The organism is Rhizobium mesoamericanum STM3625 (genome assembly GCF_000312665.1).
Classification (GTDB): domain Bacteria; phylum Pseudomonadota; class Alphaproteobacteria; order Rhizobiales; family Rhizobiaceae; genus Rhizobium; species Rhizobium mesoamericanum.
Genome location: NZ_HF536773.1, coordinates 514,133 through 533,012 on the forward strand (window position 1 = coordinate 514,133; position 18,880 = coordinate 533,012).

Annotated in this window: 16 protein-coding genes; 8 read left to right on the forward strand and 8 right to left on the reverse strand. The window is 56.9% G+C overall.

Annotation, left to right across the window (positions count from 1 at the left end):
* Positions 1-3 precede the first annotated feature (3 nt).
* Positions 4-453, reverse strand: coding sequence for a hydroxyphenylacetyl-CoA thioesterase PaaI (paaI, locus tag BN77_RS22710; protein WP_007536445.1), 450 nt, complete (start codon positions 451-453; stop codon positions 4-6).
* Entirely contained in the window at positions 450-1,244 is a 795-nt protein-coding gene (paaG, locus tag BN77_RS22715; protein WP_007536448.1) for a 2-(1,2-epoxy-1,2-dihydrophenyl)acetyl-CoA isomerase PaaG, read from the reverse strand. The genes paaI and paaG overlap by 4 nt, the downstream gene beginning before the upstream one ends.
* Positions 1,245-1,345: 101 nt before the next feature.
* On the opposite strand from paaG, the gene paaN reads away from it, so the two are divergent.
* On the forward strand, positions 1,346-3,004 hold the full coding sequence (paaN, locus tag BN77_RS22720; protein WP_007536450.1) for a phenylacetic acid degradation protein PaaN: 1,659 nt from the start codon (positions 1,346-1,348) through the stop codon (positions 3,002-3,004).
* A 204-nt stretch (positions 3,005-3,208) separates the two neighbouring features.
* Complete coding sequence (locus tag BN77_RS22725) at positions 3,209-5,266, forward strand: 3-hydroxyacyl-CoA dehydrogenase NAD-binding domain-containing protein (RefSeq protein WP_007536452.1); 2,058 nt, start codon at positions 3,209-3,211, stop codon at positions 5,264-5,266.
* A 35-nt stretch (positions 5,267-5,301) separates the two neighbouring features.
* Here the strand turns inward: BN77_RS22725 and BN77_RS22730 are convergent, their stop codons facing one another.
* Both BN77_RS22730 and BN77_RS32420 read right to left on the reverse strand, forming a co-directional pair.
* Positions 5,302-6,495, reverse strand: coding sequence for a hypothetical protein (locus tag BN77_RS22730; RefSeq protein ID WP_157224498.1), 1,194 nt, complete (start codon positions 6,493-6,495; stop codon positions 5,302-5,304).
* A 531-nt stretch (positions 6,496-7,026) separates the two neighbouring features.
* A complete protein-coding gene (locus BN77_RS32420; protein ID WP_040678336.1) occupies positions 7,027-8,217 on the reverse strand; it encodes a glycosyltransferase in 1,191 nt (396 codons plus the stop codon).
* Between the two features lie 284 nt (positions 8,218-8,501).
* Between BN77_RS32420 and BN77_RS22745 the strand changes: the two genes are divergently transcribed.
* The 6 genes from BN77_RS22745 (at position 8,502) to BN77_RS31520 (ending at position 13,134) form a co-directional block, all read left to right on the forward strand.
* On the forward strand, positions 8,502-9,299 hold the full coding sequence (locus BN77_RS22745; RefSeq protein WP_007536459.1) for a WecB/TagA/CpsF family glycosyltransferase: 798 nt from the start codon (positions 8,502-8,504) through the stop codon (positions 9,297-9,299).
* Between the two features lie 145 nt (positions 9,300-9,444).
* On the forward strand, positions 9,445-9,843 hold the full coding sequence (locus BN77_RS22750; RefSeq protein WP_007536462.1) for a hypothetical protein: 399 nt from the start codon (positions 9,445-9,447) through the stop codon (positions 9,841-9,843).
* 175 nt (positions 9,844-10,018) lie between these two features.
* Positions 10,019-10,537 carry a copper chaperone PCu(A)C gene (locus tag BN77_RS22755; RefSeq protein WP_040678661.1) on the forward strand — a complete coding sequence of 173 codons (519 nt, stop codon included), beginning with the start codon at positions 10,019-10,021 and terminating at the stop codon, positions 10,535-10,537.
* Between the two features lie 65 nt (positions 10,538-10,602).
* Positions 10,603-10,971, forward strand: a complete 369-nt coding sequence (copC, locus tag BN77_RS22760; RefSeq protein ID WP_007536466.1) for a copper homeostasis periplasmic binding protein CopC — start codon at positions 10,603-10,605, stop codon at positions 10,969-10,971.
* The gene (copD, locus tag BN77_RS22765) at positions 10,968-11,846 is read left to right on the forward strand and encodes a copper homeostasis membrane protein CopD (protein ID WP_007536468.1); all 879 of its coding nucleotides are present in this window, start codon (positions 10,968-10,970) and stop codon (positions 11,844-11,846) included. Before copC ends, copD begins: the two co-directional genes overlap by 4 nt.
* A 274-nt stretch (positions 11,847-12,120) precedes the next feature.
* Positions 12,121-13,134 carry a DUF6492 family protein gene (locus tag BN77_RS31520; protein WP_007536470.1) on the forward strand — a complete coding sequence of 338 codons (1,014 nt, stop codon included), beginning with the start codon at positions 12,121-12,123 and terminating at the stop codon, positions 13,132-13,134.
* A gap of 210 nt (positions 13,135-13,344) precedes the next feature.
* On the opposite strand, the gene BN77_RS22775 is transcribed toward BN77_RS31520, so the two are convergent.
* The 4 genes from BN77_RS22775 to BN77_RS22790 all read right to left on the reverse strand — a co-directional run bounded on the left by BN77_RS22775 (position 13,345) and on the right by BN77_RS22790 (position 18,714).
* Positions 13,345-14,559 carry a hypothetical protein gene (locus tag BN77_RS22775; protein WP_007536472.1) on the reverse strand — a complete coding sequence of 405 codons (1,215 nt, stop codon included), beginning with the start codon at positions 14,557-14,559 and terminating at the stop codon, positions 13,345-13,347.
* A gap of 719 nt (positions 14,560-15,278) precedes the next feature.
* Complete coding sequence (locus tag BN77_RS22780; RefSeq protein ID WP_007536474.1) at positions 15,279-16,433, reverse strand: glycosyltransferase family 2 protein; 1,155 nt, start codon at positions 16,431-16,433, stop codon at positions 15,279-15,281.
* Positions 16,430-17,617 carry a glycosyltransferase gene (locus tag BN77_RS22785; RefSeq protein WP_007536476.1) on the reverse strand — a complete coding sequence of 396 codons (1,188 nt, stop codon included), beginning with the start codon at positions 17,615-17,617 and terminating at the stop codon, positions 16,430-16,432. Before BN77_RS22785 ends, BN77_RS22780 begins: the two co-directional genes overlap by 4 nt.
* Positions 17,614-18,714 (reverse strand): glycosyltransferase family 4 protein, encoded by a 1,101-nt coding sequence (locus BN77_RS22790; protein ID WP_081593592.1) that lies wholly within the window; start codon positions 18,712-18,714, stop codon positions 17,614-17,616. Before BN77_RS22790 ends, BN77_RS22785 begins: the two co-directional genes overlap by 4 nt.
* Positions 18,715-18,880: the final 166 nt, after the last annotated feature.

Consider the following 18,880-nt stretch of genomic DNA (forward strand, 5'->3'; position numbering starts at 1 on the left):
CGGCTAAGCCTGTTCCGGCAAAATTGTGCCCTTCACGGTGCGCGAGTGGCCGCGGAATTCGGCAATGTGCTCGCCGTTCTGATTGGTCACATTGATATCGTAAATGCCGCCGCGGCCGCGCCGCGAAACCTCGCGGGCCGTCGCCGTCAGCCGGTCTCCGGCCAAGGCAGGCGCGATATAGGTCACCGAGCAATGCTGCGCGACGGCCCGCTGGTTGTAGCTGTTGCAGGCAAAGGCGAAGGCGGAATCGGCCAGCGCGAAGATGTATCCACCGTGGCAGGTTCCGTGGCCGTTGGTCATGTCAGGCTTGATGACCATCGAGATGACCGCCATTCCGGGCGCCACGCGTTCCATCGTCATGCCGAGATGACGGGTGGCATTATCCTCGCGCCACATTGCATCCGCGCAAGCATCGGCAAGCTCCTGCGCCGTCAGAACGACCCTGTCCGTCATTGTCCCCTAAACTCCGGCTTGCGCTTCTCAAGAAATGCGGCGACGCCCTCCGCATAGTCCGTGCTGCGTCCGGCCTCGCGCTGCAGGTCACGTTCAAGCTCGAGCTGCTCATCCAGTGAATTGGTTGCCGCTGCCTGGATGGCGCGCTTGGTCATGCCGAGGCCCTTCGTCGGTCCGGCTGCGAGTTTCGTGGCAAGAGCTTTGGCTTCATCAAGAAGTGCCGCATCGTCGACCGCCTTCCAGATCAGCCCCCAGCTTGCGGCAGTTTCGGCATCGAGCGGCTCGGCCGTCAGCGCCAGCGCTTTTGCGCGCGCTTCACCGAGCAGACGCGGCAGGCTCCAGGTACCGCCGGAATCGGGCACGAGGCCGATCTTGGCGAAAGCCTGGATGAAGCGCGCCGAGCGCGCGGCCAAGGTGATATCGCAGGCAAGTGCAATGTTGGCGCCAGCGCCTGCGGCAACGCCGTTTACGGCGCAGATGACCGGCTTTTCCAGTATCCTGATCAGACGGATCAGCGGATTATAGAAAAGCTCGATCGTGCGTCCGAGGTCTGGGGGCGCCCCACCCTTGCGCGGGTCACGATCGCCAAGATCCTGCCCCGCGCAGAAGCCGCGACCGGCGCCGGTCAGAAGCACAGCCCGAACGGATGCATCTGCATGCGCACGTTCGAAGCCTGCCCGTAGCACCAGGTGCATTTCTTCGTTGAAGGCGTTGAGCTTGTCTGGACGGTTGAGCGTCAGCGTAAGGACGCCATCGGCAAATGCCGACAGGACGGTGTCGGATTCGGACATGTTTCCTCCAGTTCCGCCGGGATCAGGCGGTTCACGAAAAAACTCTTGCATAAACCGACCGGCCGGTCAATTATAAATCCACAGCATGAGAGGAACATGTGATGGATGCCCTTTTCGACCGCCACCAGCCGACACTTGCCGCAGCTCTGAAGGCGGCAGAAGTACGCGGCTATTGGTCCGCGTATCCGGAAATCCCGAGTGGCAAGATATACGGCGAAAGCGCCAGGGACGACGGTCTGGCATCCTATAACGCCCGGCTCGGAAGGCACTTTGAGCTGCCCGGTCATCCCGCGACGACACAGGTCGGCGCGGAAGTCTCGCCGTTCGGCGCGACCCTTGGCATTACCTACCCGGCTGCCGACGCTGGCATGCTGATTACCGCCTCTCAGGCTGCCGGATCTGCATGGGCAGCTGCCTCGGTTAAGACACGCATTGGCATCTGCCTGGAAATTCTTGCCCGGCTCAATCGGCTGAGCTTCGAAATGGCGCACGCCGTCATGCACACGACAGGGCAGGCCTTTGCCATGGCATTCCAGGCCGGTGGACCGCATGCCCAGGATCGCGGCCTGGAGGCCGTTGCCTATGCCTTCGCGGAAATGACGCGAACGCCGCCGCAGGCCGTCTGGAACAAGCCGCAAGGCAAGGGAGATGCCATCATCCTGGAAAAACACTGGCGGATCGTGCCGCGCGGCATCTCGCTTGTGATCGGCTGCCAGACGTTCCCAACCTGGAACAGCTATCCGGGCCTGTTTGCCAGCCTTTCGACGGGCAACACCGTTATCGTCAAGCCGCATCCGGGCGCAATCCTGCCTTTGGCGATCACGGTTTCGGTCATCCGCCAGGTTCTGAGCGAAGAAGGATATGCCGCCGACATCGCGCTCCTTGCCGCCGATGCCTCAGGCGCCGAAATCACCCGCGATCTTGTGGAAAATGATGCCGTCTCCATTGTCGACTACACGGGATCCAGCAGCTTTGGCGAATGGGTGCGCAAGCATGCGGGCTCGGCTCAAGTCTACACGGAAGAGGCCGGCGTCAATTCGATCGTGATTGCCGCCACCGACGACTTTGCCGGCATGTGCGCCAATGTTGCCTTTTCCCTTTCCCTCTACAGCGGCCAGATGTGTACCGCCCCACAGAACATCTACGTTCCGAAGGGTGGCATCCAGACGAACGAAGGCCACAAGAGTTTTGACGACGTGGCAACGGGAATTGTCGCGGCAATCGACGATCTGCTTGCCAATCCGGTGCGAGCCGCTGGTGTTTGTGGCGCGATTGCCAACGCCGCAACCGTCAGCCGTGTCGAAGCGGCACGCAGTCTCGGAAGAATCATTCGTGATTCTGCTCCGATCGCCGCAGTAGAAGCGCGTACTGCGACCCCCCTTATCCTTGCTGTCGATGCCGAGCAGACGGACGCACATGAGGAAGAGCGCTTCGGTCCGATCGCGTTTGTCGTCGGGGTAGCGGACGCGACCGCGGGTATTGCGCAAGCGGTATCGCTGGCCCGCCAAAAGGGCGCGATCACCGCGGCACTCTATGACGTCCACGATGGCCGAATTGAAGCAGCCGTGGACGCCTTCGCCGCAGCCGGCGTCAACCTCTCGATCAACCTTACTGGTGGGATCTTCGTCAACCAGAGTGCTGCGTTCAGTGATTTCCACGTGACCGGTGCCAACCCGGCCGGCAATGCCAGTCTGACCGATACTGCTTTCGTGGCAAACCGATTCCGCACCGCCATGTGGCGTCGCCCGAAGACGGCGTGATGGCCTTTGACTAAACTTCGCTCTCTTCGGAGGAGAGTGACATGCGATCTGCGACCGCGCTGGAACGCACTTGCCTGGATTTCGGCCGTCCACCTCTTGCCAGCCTGAGCGATGTGCAGACTGGTCGGATTCGTGTCGCGGACCGATGCAGGACGTGATCGCGGACGAACATATTCGTGAAGCCCAGTTAGGGAATTTGACATCATGACCCTGATCATCGAACGCAAGGGCGACGTCGCCCTCGTCACCATCGACAACCCGCCCGTCAACGCGCTGTCGCAGGCATTGCGCCAAGATCTGTGGGACGCAGCTGAATCGCTCGACGCCGATCCGTTGGTGGGCGCGGTAGTGCTGATCTGCGAGGGACGTACATTCATCGCCGGCGCCGACGTCATCGAATTCGGCAAACCGCCGATGCCCCCTCACCTACCGGATCTCGTTGCACGCATCGAAATGGCCACCAAACCATGGACTGCAGCCATTCACGGCAGTGCGCTCGGCGGAGGACTGGAAGTCGCGCTCGGTTGCCGCTTTCGCGTGGCCGTGCCGAAGGCGAGTATCGGCTTGCCCGAAGTCCGCCTCGGCATTGTTCCTGGCGCAGGGGGGACCGTGCGGCTGCCAAGGCTGGTCGGGCCGGTACTCGCCGCAGAAATGGTCACAACAGGTACGCCGGTTACGGCACAAAAGGCGCGTTCGCAGGGGCTGATCGACGCAATCATCGAGGGTGATCTGGAGAAGGGAGCGATCGACTTTGCCCGCGCAGCATTGGACCAATCCCTTCCGCTTCCGCTCAGCCAGCGGGGCGTTCCCCCCGTGGACGCGGCGTTCTGGGAAACGACCTCGAAGACCGTTGCCAGTCGTGCCAAGGGTGAGGACGCGCCGCTTCGGGCGCTCGGCTGCGTTCGCAAGGCGACCGAAGCCGATTTCGAGACTGCAATGGCCTTCGAGCGCCAGACTTTTCTCGAATTGCGCGGCTCGCCCCAGGCTGCCGCGCTGCGCCATGTCTTCTTCGCTGAACGGGCAGCTCTAAGGCCACCGGAGCTTGCAGGCGTCGAGCCACGCTCGATCCGTTCTGCCGCCGTTATCGGCGGCGGCACAATGGGTGCAGGAATTGCCGCCACCCTTCGGGAAGCTGGGCTTCCCGTCACCCTTGTCGAGCGCGACGAACCAGCCGTAGATCGCGGGCTATCGAACCTGCGTTCGATTTTTGAAAGCGCGGTCAAGCGCGGCAAGATCAGCCCCGAGACCGCGGCGGAACGACTGTCCGGCATAGTCGGCACGACCGATTACAGCCTTCTTGCTCGGATCGACGTCGTCATCGAGGCGGTTTTTGAAGACGTCGACGTCAAGCGTGAGGTCTTCGGCAAGCTCTCTGCGGTCTGTCGCCCCGACGCGGTGCTCGCCACCAACACCTCCTACCTCGATCCCCAACAGATCGCTGCGCACATCAAATGCCCCGAGCGTTTTATCGGGTTGCACTTCTTCAGCCCGGCCCACGTCATGAAACTTCTCGAGATTGTGCCGACAGCTAAAACTGCACCCGCGACACTCGCAACTGGTTTTGCGCTCGCCCGCATGCTAAGCAAGATTCCGGTGCGCGCCGGCATTTGCGATGGTTTCATTGGCAATCGGATCCTGAAAGTCACCCGCGCCCAGGCCGAACGCCTGTTGCTGGCGGGCGCGACACCACAGGCGGTCGATCAAGCGATGCGCAGCTTCGGGCTGCCCATGGGCCCATTCGAGGCCCAGGACCTCGGCGGCCTCGACATTGCCGCTTTCCAACGCAAGGCGGCGCGTGCCCGCGGCGAGACCCCTTTCGCTCCGATCGCGGAACGGCTTTGCGCACTGGAACGCTTTGGCCAGAAAAGCGGTGGCGGCTGGTTCGATTACGCCAAGGGCGATCGCACGCCTAAGCAGTCGGAAGTCGTCGCTGACATTATTGCCGGGGAAGCCCGGGAAACACCGCAGAGAGCGTGGGATCAAGCCGGCATCATCGACTGCGTCGTCCTGCCAATGGTCAACGAGGCCTCAAAGATCCTCAACGAGAAAGTCGCGCTACGAGCGGAAGACATCGACCTTGTTGAAATCCACGGATATGGCTTCCCACGCTGGCGTGGTGGCCTGATGCATTATGCTGAAGGGCGCGGAATTGCCGACATTGTTGCCTCACTTGAGGAACTAGCCGCCGAAGGCCTTGCCGAACCGCCCTCTGATCTGTTGTGCAGATGCGCTAAAAGTGGTCAGTTCGTGTTCACAGACTAATGCCCAGCACCATGGCGCGTGGATATGCTTTGAACCTACGTGATTTCCTTGGCGGAATATCCTCGTTTGCATTGATAGGGAGAAAACGAAACCTTAGTGAGGCCCCAGGGCTCATAGGTCAGTTCGGCCGTTTCGTTGGCGAGGTTCAGGATGATCTTGTATTCGCCGCGATCCGTCTTGATCGAGCAGGCCTCGAAGGGATACGGCAAAGACGTCGGGCCATTGCCCTTGCCGCGGGCCGACTTCCGGAGGACCCAAGGACGGCGACCGCCTTTGTCTTTGTCCATCAGGATGGGTTCAATCTCATCAATCTGCGCATGAAGCATCTTGATTTCGTCAATGAGGTTTTCCGGCGTTGCGTCATAGGAAAACTGCGGCGAGAACATGAAAGAGAAGTAGATTATGCCCGTCGCACCGTGAATGATCGATGACCAGGCCTGCAGACGAAACTCCTCCGGCGTCGTGTCTCGGCCCACACCGGCGTTAAACTTGGTGACGCCCAGGAAAGAGAATTGCGGCCGCCCACCGCTCCATCGCAACAACCGATCGATCGAGTGACCCTGCGGTGTGGAAGCGTAGTCGTCAAGATCGAGAGTTAGATCCTCGCCGTTTGCGACAGGATAACTGTCCTGCGCGAGCCAATCGACATAAGGGCTGTCAGCGTAGTCGCTCATGATTTTTTCGAGATAAACATTGTTGATGTGGTTTCCGACATGGTTGATCCAGAGGGGCTTTCCACCACTGGACAACTCTCGCGCAACCACATCGACCGCGGCAGGTGGCACCGTCACGTCATAATAGGTAATGCCTGCGCCGCCGGGCTTGAGATTTGATGGCTCGTCGACAAGCGCAATTGCCAGAAGAAGGGGATTGCGGAGATCTTGCTCGAATGCCGCCCGATCAATGACTCGGTATTGGTCGTCGACACCTGCAGGAGCACGAACGACGTAAAGGCCCTGCTTCATTGCCTCGTTCGTCCATGTGGTGAAGTTCGCGCCGCCGTTTACTGTAAAGATGGTGTTTACCCCACGGTCACGCCATTCCGCCATCTTCTCAACGGGTTGCTGGTAGACACCTTTGACAAAAAAGGAAGGTCCAGGGAAAAGTGGGCGCTCATTTGCAGTTGTCGACCTGGTTCTGGTGAACGCCAACGCTCCTGTCCCGACCGAGGCCAATGCAGCAAGCTTGAGAGCATCCCGGCGGCGGAGCTTGCTCCAAGATCGTTTCATGAGCATAGATGCCTCCTTCAGTCGACCCTTGTTCGACAGCCCCGAACTGCCATTTTGATTAGCGACAGGATGGAGCAGGCAGGAACCATTGAGAAGTGCGCCTCTTGCAACGAAGCATAAGCTTTCAGGCTGACCGCCCAAAGAGGTACCGGCTCTGGCGGCTTTCACGCATTGGCGAAATCGCAAGGCAAGCACGCGCGAAATCGCCAGGCGCGCCGGGCCTTCAGTACACTGACGTCCTCATCCTGCACTCCGCCAATCATCGCAGCCGCGAGAAAATCCTCGAAATAGAGGGCACGCATGTCGTGACCTATGCGGTGGGGAAGCAGCAATCCCTTGGCCTGGTCGCAAGAAAGGATCTGCCGGCGTTACCATGAACGCACGAAGCACTTCTCGTATCAGAAGTGGTCGTTGGCACTCGATGAAGGCGCTGTCGGTCGGCTCGCGGCTCTGCTGCGGCTCCCTACCGGTCAGTACGATCAAGCTGCGCGTAGCGCAGTTAGTTTCTGAGACGATGTGCGATAATGATGGTCAGCCTGGATGATCGCGTCGTTCCCGGTCAGTCCTCACCCAGGCATCGTTTCTTGCCGCGATGCTGGGATAGAGCCTGATCTTTGACATGGCATAAAGTGGCACTTGGGCCAAGTTTCGCAACGGAAGAACGGAGCGGCCATGTACAGCCCACGCAAGGCCAGCCGAACACAAAAGTATCAATGAATTTGCTAGTGCAGCCACAAGGGGCAGCGTTGGACCGCCGACCAAGGCCAGCAAGCCTGAGAACAACGTCATTGCAAACGTCGCAGCGCACAGAAGCGTGAGTGGCGGCACAAGAATATCGAAGAGTAGGACCATATAGCCGAACTTCGTCCAGTTTGCCGGCCGTATAACAGCCTTGCTCGCATAGAGTATCATCGAAAGATGGCCACTCTCCCACCGCCTGCGCTGGGTCTCCGTACCTTCTTTTGAGTGGGGGAAGTAACTCGTTACCAGCGCTTGCGGGCAAAACCGTGCGGTATGACCCTGTCGTGCCAGGTCGAGACTGAACTTCACGTCCTCAACTTGATGACTGCTCGCCAGCCGCGCGTCCTCGAGCAGCGACCACGGGATTGCCATGCCGGTTCCCATGAGTGGACAGGGCAAACCAAGTCGCAAGAGTCCGAGAGGGCGAACATGATTCTTGACCAGGTAGGCGAATTCCGCGGCCGCGATTTTGTAACCTGAACCCGGAGGCGCAATTTGAAGATTGAGAGCCTGTGCGGGACGTCTATTTGCCACGACAGAGCTCGCCAGATGATCCAACGCTCCACTGCCAATGCGGCAATCGGCGTCTATGACAACGACAATTTTCGGTGGCGTTTGGCTCAAATATCGAATGCCCGCATCCAGTGCGTACCCCTTCCCCCGCTCAAGCCGGTTTTGGCGCTCGACAACCTCTGCTCCCTCGGCGCGGGCGATATCAGCCGTATTGTCGCTACAGTTATCGGCAACGACAACGAGCCGGTCGCAGTGCCTCATCTCCCGCCTGATATTGCGAACGGTCTCGGCGATGCCGGAACTTTCGTCATGTGCCGGAACAAGAACCGCCACCGCGGGTCGGATTGCTATGGCCTCCGTTCGGGCTTTGCCTGCAAGCAAGCTTCCAGCCAGGCATTCGATCGCAAACACCATGATTGGAACAGCAAGTAGTAAAGACAAGATCGCAGAGGCGAACAGTATTGCCATATACAACAAAGTATTCCCCCTTGCGCGCCATCATGTTCTCGAACAATATCACGCATTGCTCCATTTATCCCACAATCATGACGTAGTTCTTTCTGCGTAATTCTTTCTGCTGACATCCGATCCGCTGTCTCCTCGCGAATACGCCCAATTGCTGACCGCAGGATAATTGCGCCAATACGGCGATCTCGTAGTCTGTAAATCGAGCACAAAATCAAATGCTTGGCTTACACGCTACCGCAGCCGAAATGCGCCCTTTCGGCAACTCAATGTGCACGGGGAAGATCATGCCGATATTGGACAGTCCTCTCGCTCGAAATGTGCCCGTCGGTCGACGGAATCGCCATTATTTTCTTGGCGCGCCGTTCGATAACATCGGTCAGGATGCGGCCGTCAGGCTTGTCACGGATAGCGACGGTTCGACAAAATTCCGCTACATCGTGACGCCCAACGTTGATCACGTGGTCCGCCTTAGCGGAAACCGCAAGCTTGCTCCGTACTACGACGAAGCCTGGATGTCGCTCTGCGACAGCAAGCCGATTTCGACGCTGTCGCGCGCTGTTTCGCTCGGCCTTCCTCTTGTCACAGGCTCGGATCTAACCGCACGACTTTTCAAAACCGTGATTAAGGATGGCGACTTGATAACGTTGATCGCTGCCAACGCTCAGATCGTGCGCGATTTGGAAAGCGCTTATCCTGGAATTCGTTTCAGAAGCATGGTGCCTCCATCAGGTGTCTTGCACCATCCCAGCGCGCTGCAGGCATGCGTCGACTTCGCTGCGGCAGAAAAGGCTCGCTTTGTATTCATCGCAATCGGGGCCCCACAATCGGAAAAGATCGCGCATGCCCTCTCTCAACGGCCGGATGCCTGTGGCATTGGGCTCTGTATCGGGGCATCTCTCGAGTTCCTCGTTGGAGCACAAAAGCGTGCGCCTTTATGGATGCGCCATGTGGGGATGGAATGGGCGCACCGGTTGGCGTCCGACCCTAAGAGGCTTTGGCGGCGATACGCGTTTGCGGTGGCGCCGCTCGCCCAGCTCTTCGTGAAGGAGCTCGTCAGCCGCGCCCGGAAGCACCCTTCATAGTTTCGCAAAACGACGGCGGCATTCAGCGGCGCCACCCCGGCAATTCCGGTTTCCTCCGCACGACACCTGCTGGCCGATTGCCAGCATTGAGCTTTGCGAGAATCTGCCGTAGAGCTTCTTGCCAACGGGAGGAGGAAAGGCCCAGGTGAGTGTCGTCGGTTCGAGATTGACGGAGTGGCTCGTGCGGGTGATCTGCGCGATAGCATTGCTGTTTGCCGGCTCCTCCTATCAAGCTCCAGGCATCACGAGCAGCGCCGCAGCCGCCGCGGAGTTTGCCCAATACATTCTGCCGGACGGTACGCTGCCGGTCATCTGCACGGACGGCAGCAAAGGTGCCGCCGGTCATCACGATAAGTCGCATGCCCGTGGCTGCGAGGCGTGCCGGATTAGCCCGTCGATCCTTCTGCCTTTGCCCGACGCGAGCAAGATCGCAGTCCTTCGCATCAGTACCCGCACCGCTCCGCCGACGATGGTTGAGGGAAGGCGCGAGGGGCCGCACCCGCCCAATAAAGGGCCAAGAGCGCCCCCCACCCCGATGTTTTAGAGTAGGCCGCGTTGCGGTCGACGCCCTAGCCCAGTGCCGTTGTCGGTTGCCGGTGACCATCACGCCGGCCGACTGGGCCACGGCGCAATTTGCGTCTCTTTACACCCAGGCACGTTGCAAGATCGGTACAATCGCAGTCAACCACAACGCGACGGCCAAACCGAGAATAACCATCATGAAAAAGCTAATGATCATCATCACCGGCCTGGTCTTTGCCGGTCTGTTTGCTGCAAGTGCTTCCGCCAATGACATCAAGGTGGGCGCCATCGAGATACACAACCCCCGTGCTCGAGCAATGGTGCCCGGTGCCAAGGTCGGCGGTGGCTACCTGAACCTGACCAATACCGGTTCGACCGAAGACCGACTCGTCAGCATCACGTCAGATCGCGCCGCGACGACCGAGGTTCACCAGATGAGCGTCAACAACGGCGTGATGACAATGCGCCCAGTCGCCGGCGGTCTCGTCATTCCCGCTGGTCAAACGGTTGAGCTGAAGCCAGGTGGCTTCCACATCATGTTCATGGACGTTGCGCAGCCATTCAAGCAAGGGGAAACGATCAGGGCCACCCTGAGCTTCGAGAAGGCGGGATCGATTGGCGTCGAGTTTACAGTCGACACTGCTGGCGGGGCGAATACATCCACAAGGGACGGCCACTCGGATATGGGCGGCATGGACATGTCCAAGCCGAAGTAGGGCCGCGACCGGCACGCTTGCGTGCTCTAGCGCATTAGAACCATGATCAGAATATGAGACAGAACATGTCCAAACATACACGCCTGACCCTACTCTCGGCTCTTGCACTCGTCATTTTTGCCGGCCAAGCCTTTGCGCACGCTCATCTGGCCAAGAGCGTGCCTGCCGACAAGGCAACGGTCGCAATTTCCCCTGCCGAACTTGATCTGCACTTTTCCGAAGAGCTGGATCTCAAGTTCTCCGGCGTGGAAATCACCGCCTCGGACAATGCTTCGGTAAAGACCGGTGATGCCATGCTAATGGATGAAGGAAAGACCATGATTGTTCCTCTTCCAGAAAAGCTCGATCCCGGCGCCTATAAAGTGGAATGGCACGTTCTTTCGAAAGACGGACATAAGACCACTGGCGCATATGGCTTCAGGGTCAAGCCATGACACCAGACGTGGCGCTTATCCTGTGCCGCTTCCTGTTTTATGGCTCCGCCATATTTCTTTGGGGCGCGTCAGCTTACATCTGCTGGATTGCGCCTGCAGATCTGGCGGCACAGGTGAGCCGACGGCTCCGCCATTGTTATACCCTCTCAACGCTTCTGATCATCATCACGACCGCGTCTCTCCTCCCGCTGAGAGCGGCGGCGATCGGCGAGGGCTGGGCCGACGCATTCGCACCGCAAATGCTGCTCTCCGTCCTTACTGGGACCAACGTCGGGCAGGCCTGGAGTGTCCAGGCCGGTGCCGCGTTCCTATTCATCGCATCTTGCCTGGCAACAGGCCGTTTCAGGTACAGCGCGCGCGCGGCGAGCGCCGGGTTGCTGCTCGTCAGCGTCACGATCAGCGGCCATGCCGCAATGAACAGCGGTTGGTTACGGATGGTGCATCGTCTCAACGATGGGGTTCATCTCCTGTCGGGTGGCGCCTGGCTCGGCGCTTTGGTCCCCGTCTTTATCACCTTGCCGATGTTGGGAGATGCCCGATGGCAGAAGGATGCACGGAAAACGCTGATGCGATTTTCGACAGCGGGCCATGTTGCGGTGGCACTCGTCATTACGACCGGCATTATCAATACGGCTCTGATCGTCGGATCCGTTCCGATGGATTGGCAGTTCGGTTATCAGTTCCTGCTCAGCATCAAGATCCTCATCGTTCTCGCCCTCATCGCGCTTGCGATAGGCAATCGCTACCTTCTTGTTCCAAGGCTCGCTCGCAACCCGTCACTCGAGCCCCTCCAGTGGGCGACTGCTGCCGAAATAGTCCTCGGGTTCGCCGTGCTTGGCCTTGTCTCCGTGCTTGGCACGTTGCAGCCGGTTTGAGCGTTCGATGTCGTGGTGTCGCTGATCTTTCGCTTTATCCCCCTGATCCAGCGTGCCATTTTCGGGACAATCTGCACAAATTAGGGGCGAGACGCTCAACTGCACGTTGCGAGCTGATAACGCGTTGGCCATGACATGTTCCGCAATGAGGCGGAATGATTTAGCCATCATCTTTAAGGTGCTTGTCGGCGCACGCTGGCTGCAAAATACCAACCAAATTGCCTACTGCTCTTAGACTTGCGCCTGAATCGATGTCGTGCGAGCGTAACTGCGAATGACTTCAGCCCGCGACAGTCGGAGGGGAGCCTTGCCAGATATAGCTGCCTTGACGCCGACATTTCGGCGAGACATCGAATACTTCGAGCAGCTCCATGAATCTGTCCTCAGGTTCACGCCGAGCACCATGGTGCATCATATAATTATACCAGATGAAGACATTCAGCTTTTTTCTCGCTGGAAATCAAGTCGGTTGGCTATTCACACAACGAGCAGTCTTCTTCCAGAAGGTTTTCTCTCAATATCACTCTTGTCAAAGTTTTTGGGGTCACTGCCGTACGCTAGGAGCGTTCCTGCACTGAGATCGCTCAGCCGTGGGGAACTGTTCCTTGACACAAAACGTCCATGGCCCCCAATACGCGGTTGGATACTACAGCAAATATTAAAATTCGCGGCTGTCGGCTCAATGAACGTAGACGCCGTTCTGATGCTGGACTCTGACGTCGTTCTCATTAATCGCATCCTACCGGAGGATCTAGTTCGTGACGGAGCTGTCCGCTTTTACAGAAAGCCGAAGGCGGTTTTTCCTGAAATGACCAAACACATCGCCTGGCATGGGACTGCTAGGCGCATTCTCGGCATCCCGGAGCCTCTTCCTCCTGAGATGGCTGACTACATTTCATCATTCCTTGTTTGGAATCCTTCAATCGTTCGAGCCATCCAAAAACGACTTGAGGAAGTGAACCACAGGAACTGGCCAAATGTATTAGCTCGGGAACTTACATTTTCAGAATGGACAATTTACGGATCGTATGTGGACCATCTCGGTACCGATACCGACCGCTCGTTCGTCTCCAGCAACTCTTTGTGTAGCAGCTATTGGGATGCCAATGCACTCAAGCGCGAGGATATTGCTACATTTGTCGCGTCTGTAAGTCAGTCAGACTTAGCAATATTAGTACAATCGACTTCTAGAACATCCCAAGACATTCGGAAAGAAATCATTGAAGCCGTTCTGACGCGATTCGCGCGACAAGAAAACGAGATGTCTTTCACAGCGTGCCCATTGTAAGCCAACTTGGAGGCTTTCGCCGAATTCCGCCTCTTCCCCACAGGGATCATGAGTGGAAAATTCCAGGTCTGAATGGCCTGGTTCAACGGGGGCAGGTCACCGTCCGATAGCGCGGCCAAACGCTACCATACGCAGCGAGCTCAACCGACGGTCGGTCTCTGAAGCCCAATTCGTCGCAAAAACGATGAGAAGCTTGACGGAACTACTTTCTCACACTTCCGACTTCCGAGCGAGCCGGCTTGATTTTGGCGAGTTTGATAATCGCGAACCAGTCAAGGCTGCACCTGGTGCAAAAGCCGCATCTGGCACGCTATCCCGGATCCAAAGCCCACTTCCAAGAAGCAGCAGAAAGAGGACGTAGACGGCGTCCCAATAGTAGACCGTCATTCCGACCAGGCCCCAATTTAGAACTGTGATGATATATGCAGCGCGGTATTCCGCCTGCTTTTCATCAAGACCGCTTTTCAAAGCGATTGACACAACAGAAATTAAAACCGCCAGCCCCAATAGCAACGCCGCTGGTATTCCATGCATTACTGCGAAGGCAAGCCAGAAGTTGTCAATGCTAGGGGGCATCCAGACGGGCCTGTCCCATCGCCCCAATGCTGTTCCAAATAGAGGGTGATTTGCAACAGATAGCCACGCATAGTCGAAGATCAGGCGTCGTGACCAGTATGACATCGGATCAAACGTTAGTCTTCCAAGTAGGACCTCGATTAACGATCGATTTGACACTATCCAGAAAATCCCTTGCACAACCAAGTAGGCGGTGATCGTGACAATGCTAAGAAATTTTGTCCCGATGGCATCAGCCAGTCGCTTCCAGGCTAGCAAAAGGCACTGAATTGCGATCCCCAATACGGGACCGGCGGAAAGCGAAAGCGCGGCGGTGAATGCCACAATGCCAGCCTTCGCGTATCTCGCGATAAAGCGATTTTGGAAGCCGACGACGAGAAAAGTGAGCGCAAAACCGCTGCTACAAAATGCGCCAAAGAGTATAGAATGGTCAAATGGCCCTTGTACCCTTGCTAAACCAGCTCGGAATTCCATTCCAAAATCGTGATAGGTGGGGAGAATAGTGCCAAATACGTTCAAAATGACCCTTTGCCCGGTTGTGGCTTCGAGGAACGCGAATGGCAGCATTACAGCAATCACAACAAAGAGCGTCGTAGCCATTGCTCGAAAATCATCGGCTGAACGGACGCACGACCGCGCAAGAAAATACGGGCCAATCGTTTCCACAAAGGAAATTCCAATCGCTTGAAATGCGATCGACCCATCCACGACGAGAAACGATGCGGCCCTCCAACAGGCAAAGAGGATGACCGCGAAATCGGCAATTCGCATTTTTCCCGCGCGGCCCATCACCCAAAGAAAGACGCTGGGGAATATCGTAACGCACAGTGTTAAGCGATAGACCGACATCCGAGCGGACCCGATCGGAAAAACCCAAGGAATTGCCAGCGAAACAATGACTAGCGCAATCAGCCGTCGCCGCCATACTGCTCCGGAGTCACAGCTTCTCCCCTCCGATTGTAACTTTGCCTGACCCCGGTGCCGTGTCCCAGTCGGATGTTCGGCTCTTTGAAGCGATGCCGCCGTCTCTGGGGCGGCAGTAAATGCTAAGTCATCGTACATATCTGTTTCACGACCATCCGCCGGTCGACCGCTAGGCTTTGACATGAGGGGATGTCGGGTGGTTTGAGTTGAAACTCCGCTCAGCACTGTCACTGTCGAAGTAAATCCACGCCCTGGCTTTGACGGCTGCAGACGCACCAGGCGTTTTCGATCCGACGGAAGCCGACCGGCCATTGGCAAATTTGACCCTGACGTTAAAAGTTAACTTATTCAATAAACTCGAATTGATTTGGGAGATAGAAATCCTTTCGACGTAGAGGCATAACCAAATCTTGCTTCAACACGAGAAAAGAGCATTCGCGCTTAGTCAAACATGGCATAAGCGCTGCGATTTCTTTGGTGGGGCATCGGTTGGCAAGTCCGGAAAAGAGCGAAGTTGAGCTATCCGCAGGACGCGGTTAGCCATAGTATTTTGAAGTCCGAAGGGTAGCGCCAGTACGTTCCGACAGGGCAGAAGGTCTATAGCGAGACCACAAAATGTGGTTCTCGCTGCGAACGATCTGTCCCTAGTAGCCGGTGCGATGCCAACGCAACTTGCGCCACCTGCCCCGCAAACCTCGATATAGCCGCTCAAGGAAGAATATCGGGTGACAAGCTGCTTTTCCGGGGCCAACGGCCATACGCCATTTCAGACCTCGCCAGCCCGGGACTTGCTCCAGGTTCGGGACTATTTCACGAGCCAGATCGACCATAAGTTCAACCTGCTCTAGGTCGACCTTCCGATGATCATACAATCGACTCGACACCTCCAGGCAGTATCTTGATAGCGCCAGGGTCGCGCTGGCGCGCAGCGTTGCTGCTTCCGGAATGGTCCCTACGATCCCTGCAAAAAGGACATCGAAAGCCGCGCGGCGCTCGTGAAAATCGTTCAGGCTGTCGACACCAGTCGAGAGACTCTTGTTGTGCTCGCGATGCCATGCCTGATCAGCGCCATGAATATAGGCCACGTCCGAATATGCAGATAATCTCAGCCACATTTCCATGTCGTGAGAGTGGGCTAACTCTTTCTGTCCGCCAACTCGATCCACCACACTGCGACGCATCAACACTTCAGGAGAAGTGATGACGTTCCATGCTGTCTTACAACGGTCGGCGAGCCATTCCCTGCCGGGCCATATTGTCCAGCGCCTGGCGGTGGTGCGCGGCACGGGGAATTTACCGCCACTGAAATGTAGTGGATGGCCATAAACCAATCCAACCGACGGAAAGCTGCTCATGACATCGGTTGCGCGCTTCAACGCGCCGGGCGTCAGAATATCGTCGGCGTCGAGTCGAACCAGAAACTCCCCTTGAGCGATCGCCAATCCATCATTGAAGGTTTGGACCGGCCCGGCGTTCGTGCGGTGACCGATCACTCTCACACGGGCGTCGTTCGCCGCAAATTGCTGTGCAACCCGTAAACTTTCATCGGTCGACGCATCGTCGACCACAACGACATCGACATTGACGCCATCCTGGGACAAAGCGCTCTCAACGGCCGCCGACAGGTAGCGTGCGTAATTATAGCAAGGGATGATCACGGTAACCGTGGGCCGTGACAACTGCGACTTCCGTGGCTTGACTGTCAGCCTACGTGAAACACCAGGCACGGCTTCTCCCCGCCATGAAGCGGATCGCATCGACATTGCGTTGTGCGTCGGCAAGCGCAGAAAAGTGTTCATACTGACCTGCCCCTGACCGCGTACCTCAAGGCGTGCCACTCCATTTTCGCCCGGAATTTGGCAACGTCGAATAGGGTGCGGCTCATCGAACCCAGCCTCTTGTCTAATGGCTGCTTCTCGGAAACTGTTTGTTGGTAGATTTCGATTAGCCGATCGGCCATAAAGTCGAGGCTGAAGCGCTCTTCTATTACCGATCGCCCGAAATTACCTAGTATCGTCCTTCTATCCTTATCTACAGCCAGTTTTTCGAGTATTGATCTGAGCTCGACACGACCTCCACCGCCATGACCAAAAAGGCCCTGATATAAAAAGAGGTTCACCGACTGCTCGTCAAACAGCCTCCAGAAACCCGCGGTCCCCTGCACGATCAGAGGCTTTGAAAAGGCCATGCCTTTCAACGCTGAGCTACCCATTCCGAGAACAATGTCCGAAGCCTCATAGACGGCATCAGGTTCAAGGAGTTCCCCTGTTACCGTAATGATCTCGCGACCATGGCGACAATTGACTGAAGCTGCTGCCGTATCGACGTCAGCTTTACCGGCACCGTCCCCGGCGACGATTAAACGCAGCTTGAAACTACTCGCCATACTCCCGACAACGTCAATTGCTTCCAGCACACCTTGGACTTTCTCAAGGTCTGTGGTTAGTCGACAAATGACGCAAACGACTATTTCGTCATCGTGGAATCCCCATCGCGACCGCGCCGCGATCACGTCGCGAGTCTTGTTGCGTTCGTCATCAATCGGCGGCTCAAGTACCCATATTTTCTGGGCCGGTCGGGTCTGCGCGAGTTGTTGGGTACCGACGATGAGCGACACGTGGCGCGGAAAAAGATGCGAAATATCCATGGACAGCACGGTTGCAAGCATTCGCGTGCCTGCGAAAAAATGGGGTCCGAAAGTACATTCGATCGCCGGTCGCCACTCGTAGGTATGTATTAAATCTGCATCAATACGGCGCGCCAACGCCGACAGTTGGAAGGCGGTGGCAACTGAGGGAAAGTAAGGGGCCCTGGGAATGGGCACATAGTCGAGTCCCAGCTGCCGGATCATAGATGACAGCACGCCGTCTGGGGCGGTGATGGTTACATTGTGCCCCCTGTCGCGTACCGCTGCAGCCAGTTCGATCGCGTTAATCTGGCTTCCCCCCATTGCGAGCTCATGCGGATAGACGAGAATATTCACTTCGACGCTCCGACGTTCGCCTGTGTGAAATTGCGAAACAACCGCAGAACATCGTCTCGCTCCCTTGCCTGCGAATATCCTTCGGCAATTGCCTTTGACGCCAGCTCACCCTTTTTCGCACACCATCCATCTGTCTTGTTCTCAATCGCGATGATTCTTTCGACAGATTGGGCGAAATGCAGCACGTCACCGACCTGCACCGGGCTACAAAATTCGGTTTGAAAGAATTCGCCACCGCCGAAGCCATGGTTTCCTATGACATAGCACCCACAAGCCATGGCCTCGGCAGCGGGAAGCCCAAACCCTTCCTGATGGGTAAAGGCCAGGAAAATACGGGATCGGCGGAGTTCTTCAGCGACCTGGCGATGCGACAAGCCATCCAAAGCAGCAATTTCCCAACCTTCCAAGACACCGCGCGCGCGAAGTATTTCCAAAACTTGAGTGGCGTCGTCTTGACCACGGCGCGGCATATAAGCGATCCGCCGTGAACGGCTCGCGCCGCCCGGATAGAATAGGTCAGCGTCTATACCGAGATGAATTCTCTCAAGCCGACATCCGGGATAGGCGTAACGAAGCATTTCGAGATTGTGGTCCGAGACTGTTATGACGCCAGCAAGATCCGGCGTAGCGGCATACCAAGCTGAACTGGGACCGCGTTGCCATGTCATATGTGCATTTTGATTGAATATTGCATATCGCACTCCCTTAGGCAGAGCTGCGAGGACCGCGACATCCAATTCCGAAACAACAAGCAAGTCGCCCTGCCGCACCGTGACGTTTGAAACACCGGCAACTCGCGTGCGGTTCTCGAACCAATTGCACCGAAAATGTGGTTTCTGGTGTAAGACGAACGCGTTGACACCTGCTGCATTTAGAATATCGACAAGTCTGTATATGACGCGAATTCCACCGGCCGGCTTTGGATAGTCGGGCGTCAAAAAGTAGATCGCCGGACTTGTTGACTGTGCGTTAGAAGCAGAGACGCGCAGTGCTCTTCGGCGCGCTTGCACTGTCGTTGCAGCTTTTCGCAGAGCAATTTTCACCTCGTTCGAAAAGTCGAAAGTGTATCTGCTTATCGCATGTAATGAAGCTACCATCCTGATCCAAGCCGCCTCTCGGAAATAATAACTCTAAAATAACGCATACAGCATCCACGTCTTACCACCCTATATCTTAAATATACTTAATATAAACCACCGAATGGCTACGACTTTTTGGTAGCATAATTACCGATTTTTGTTCCGTTTACTGGTAAGCGACAAA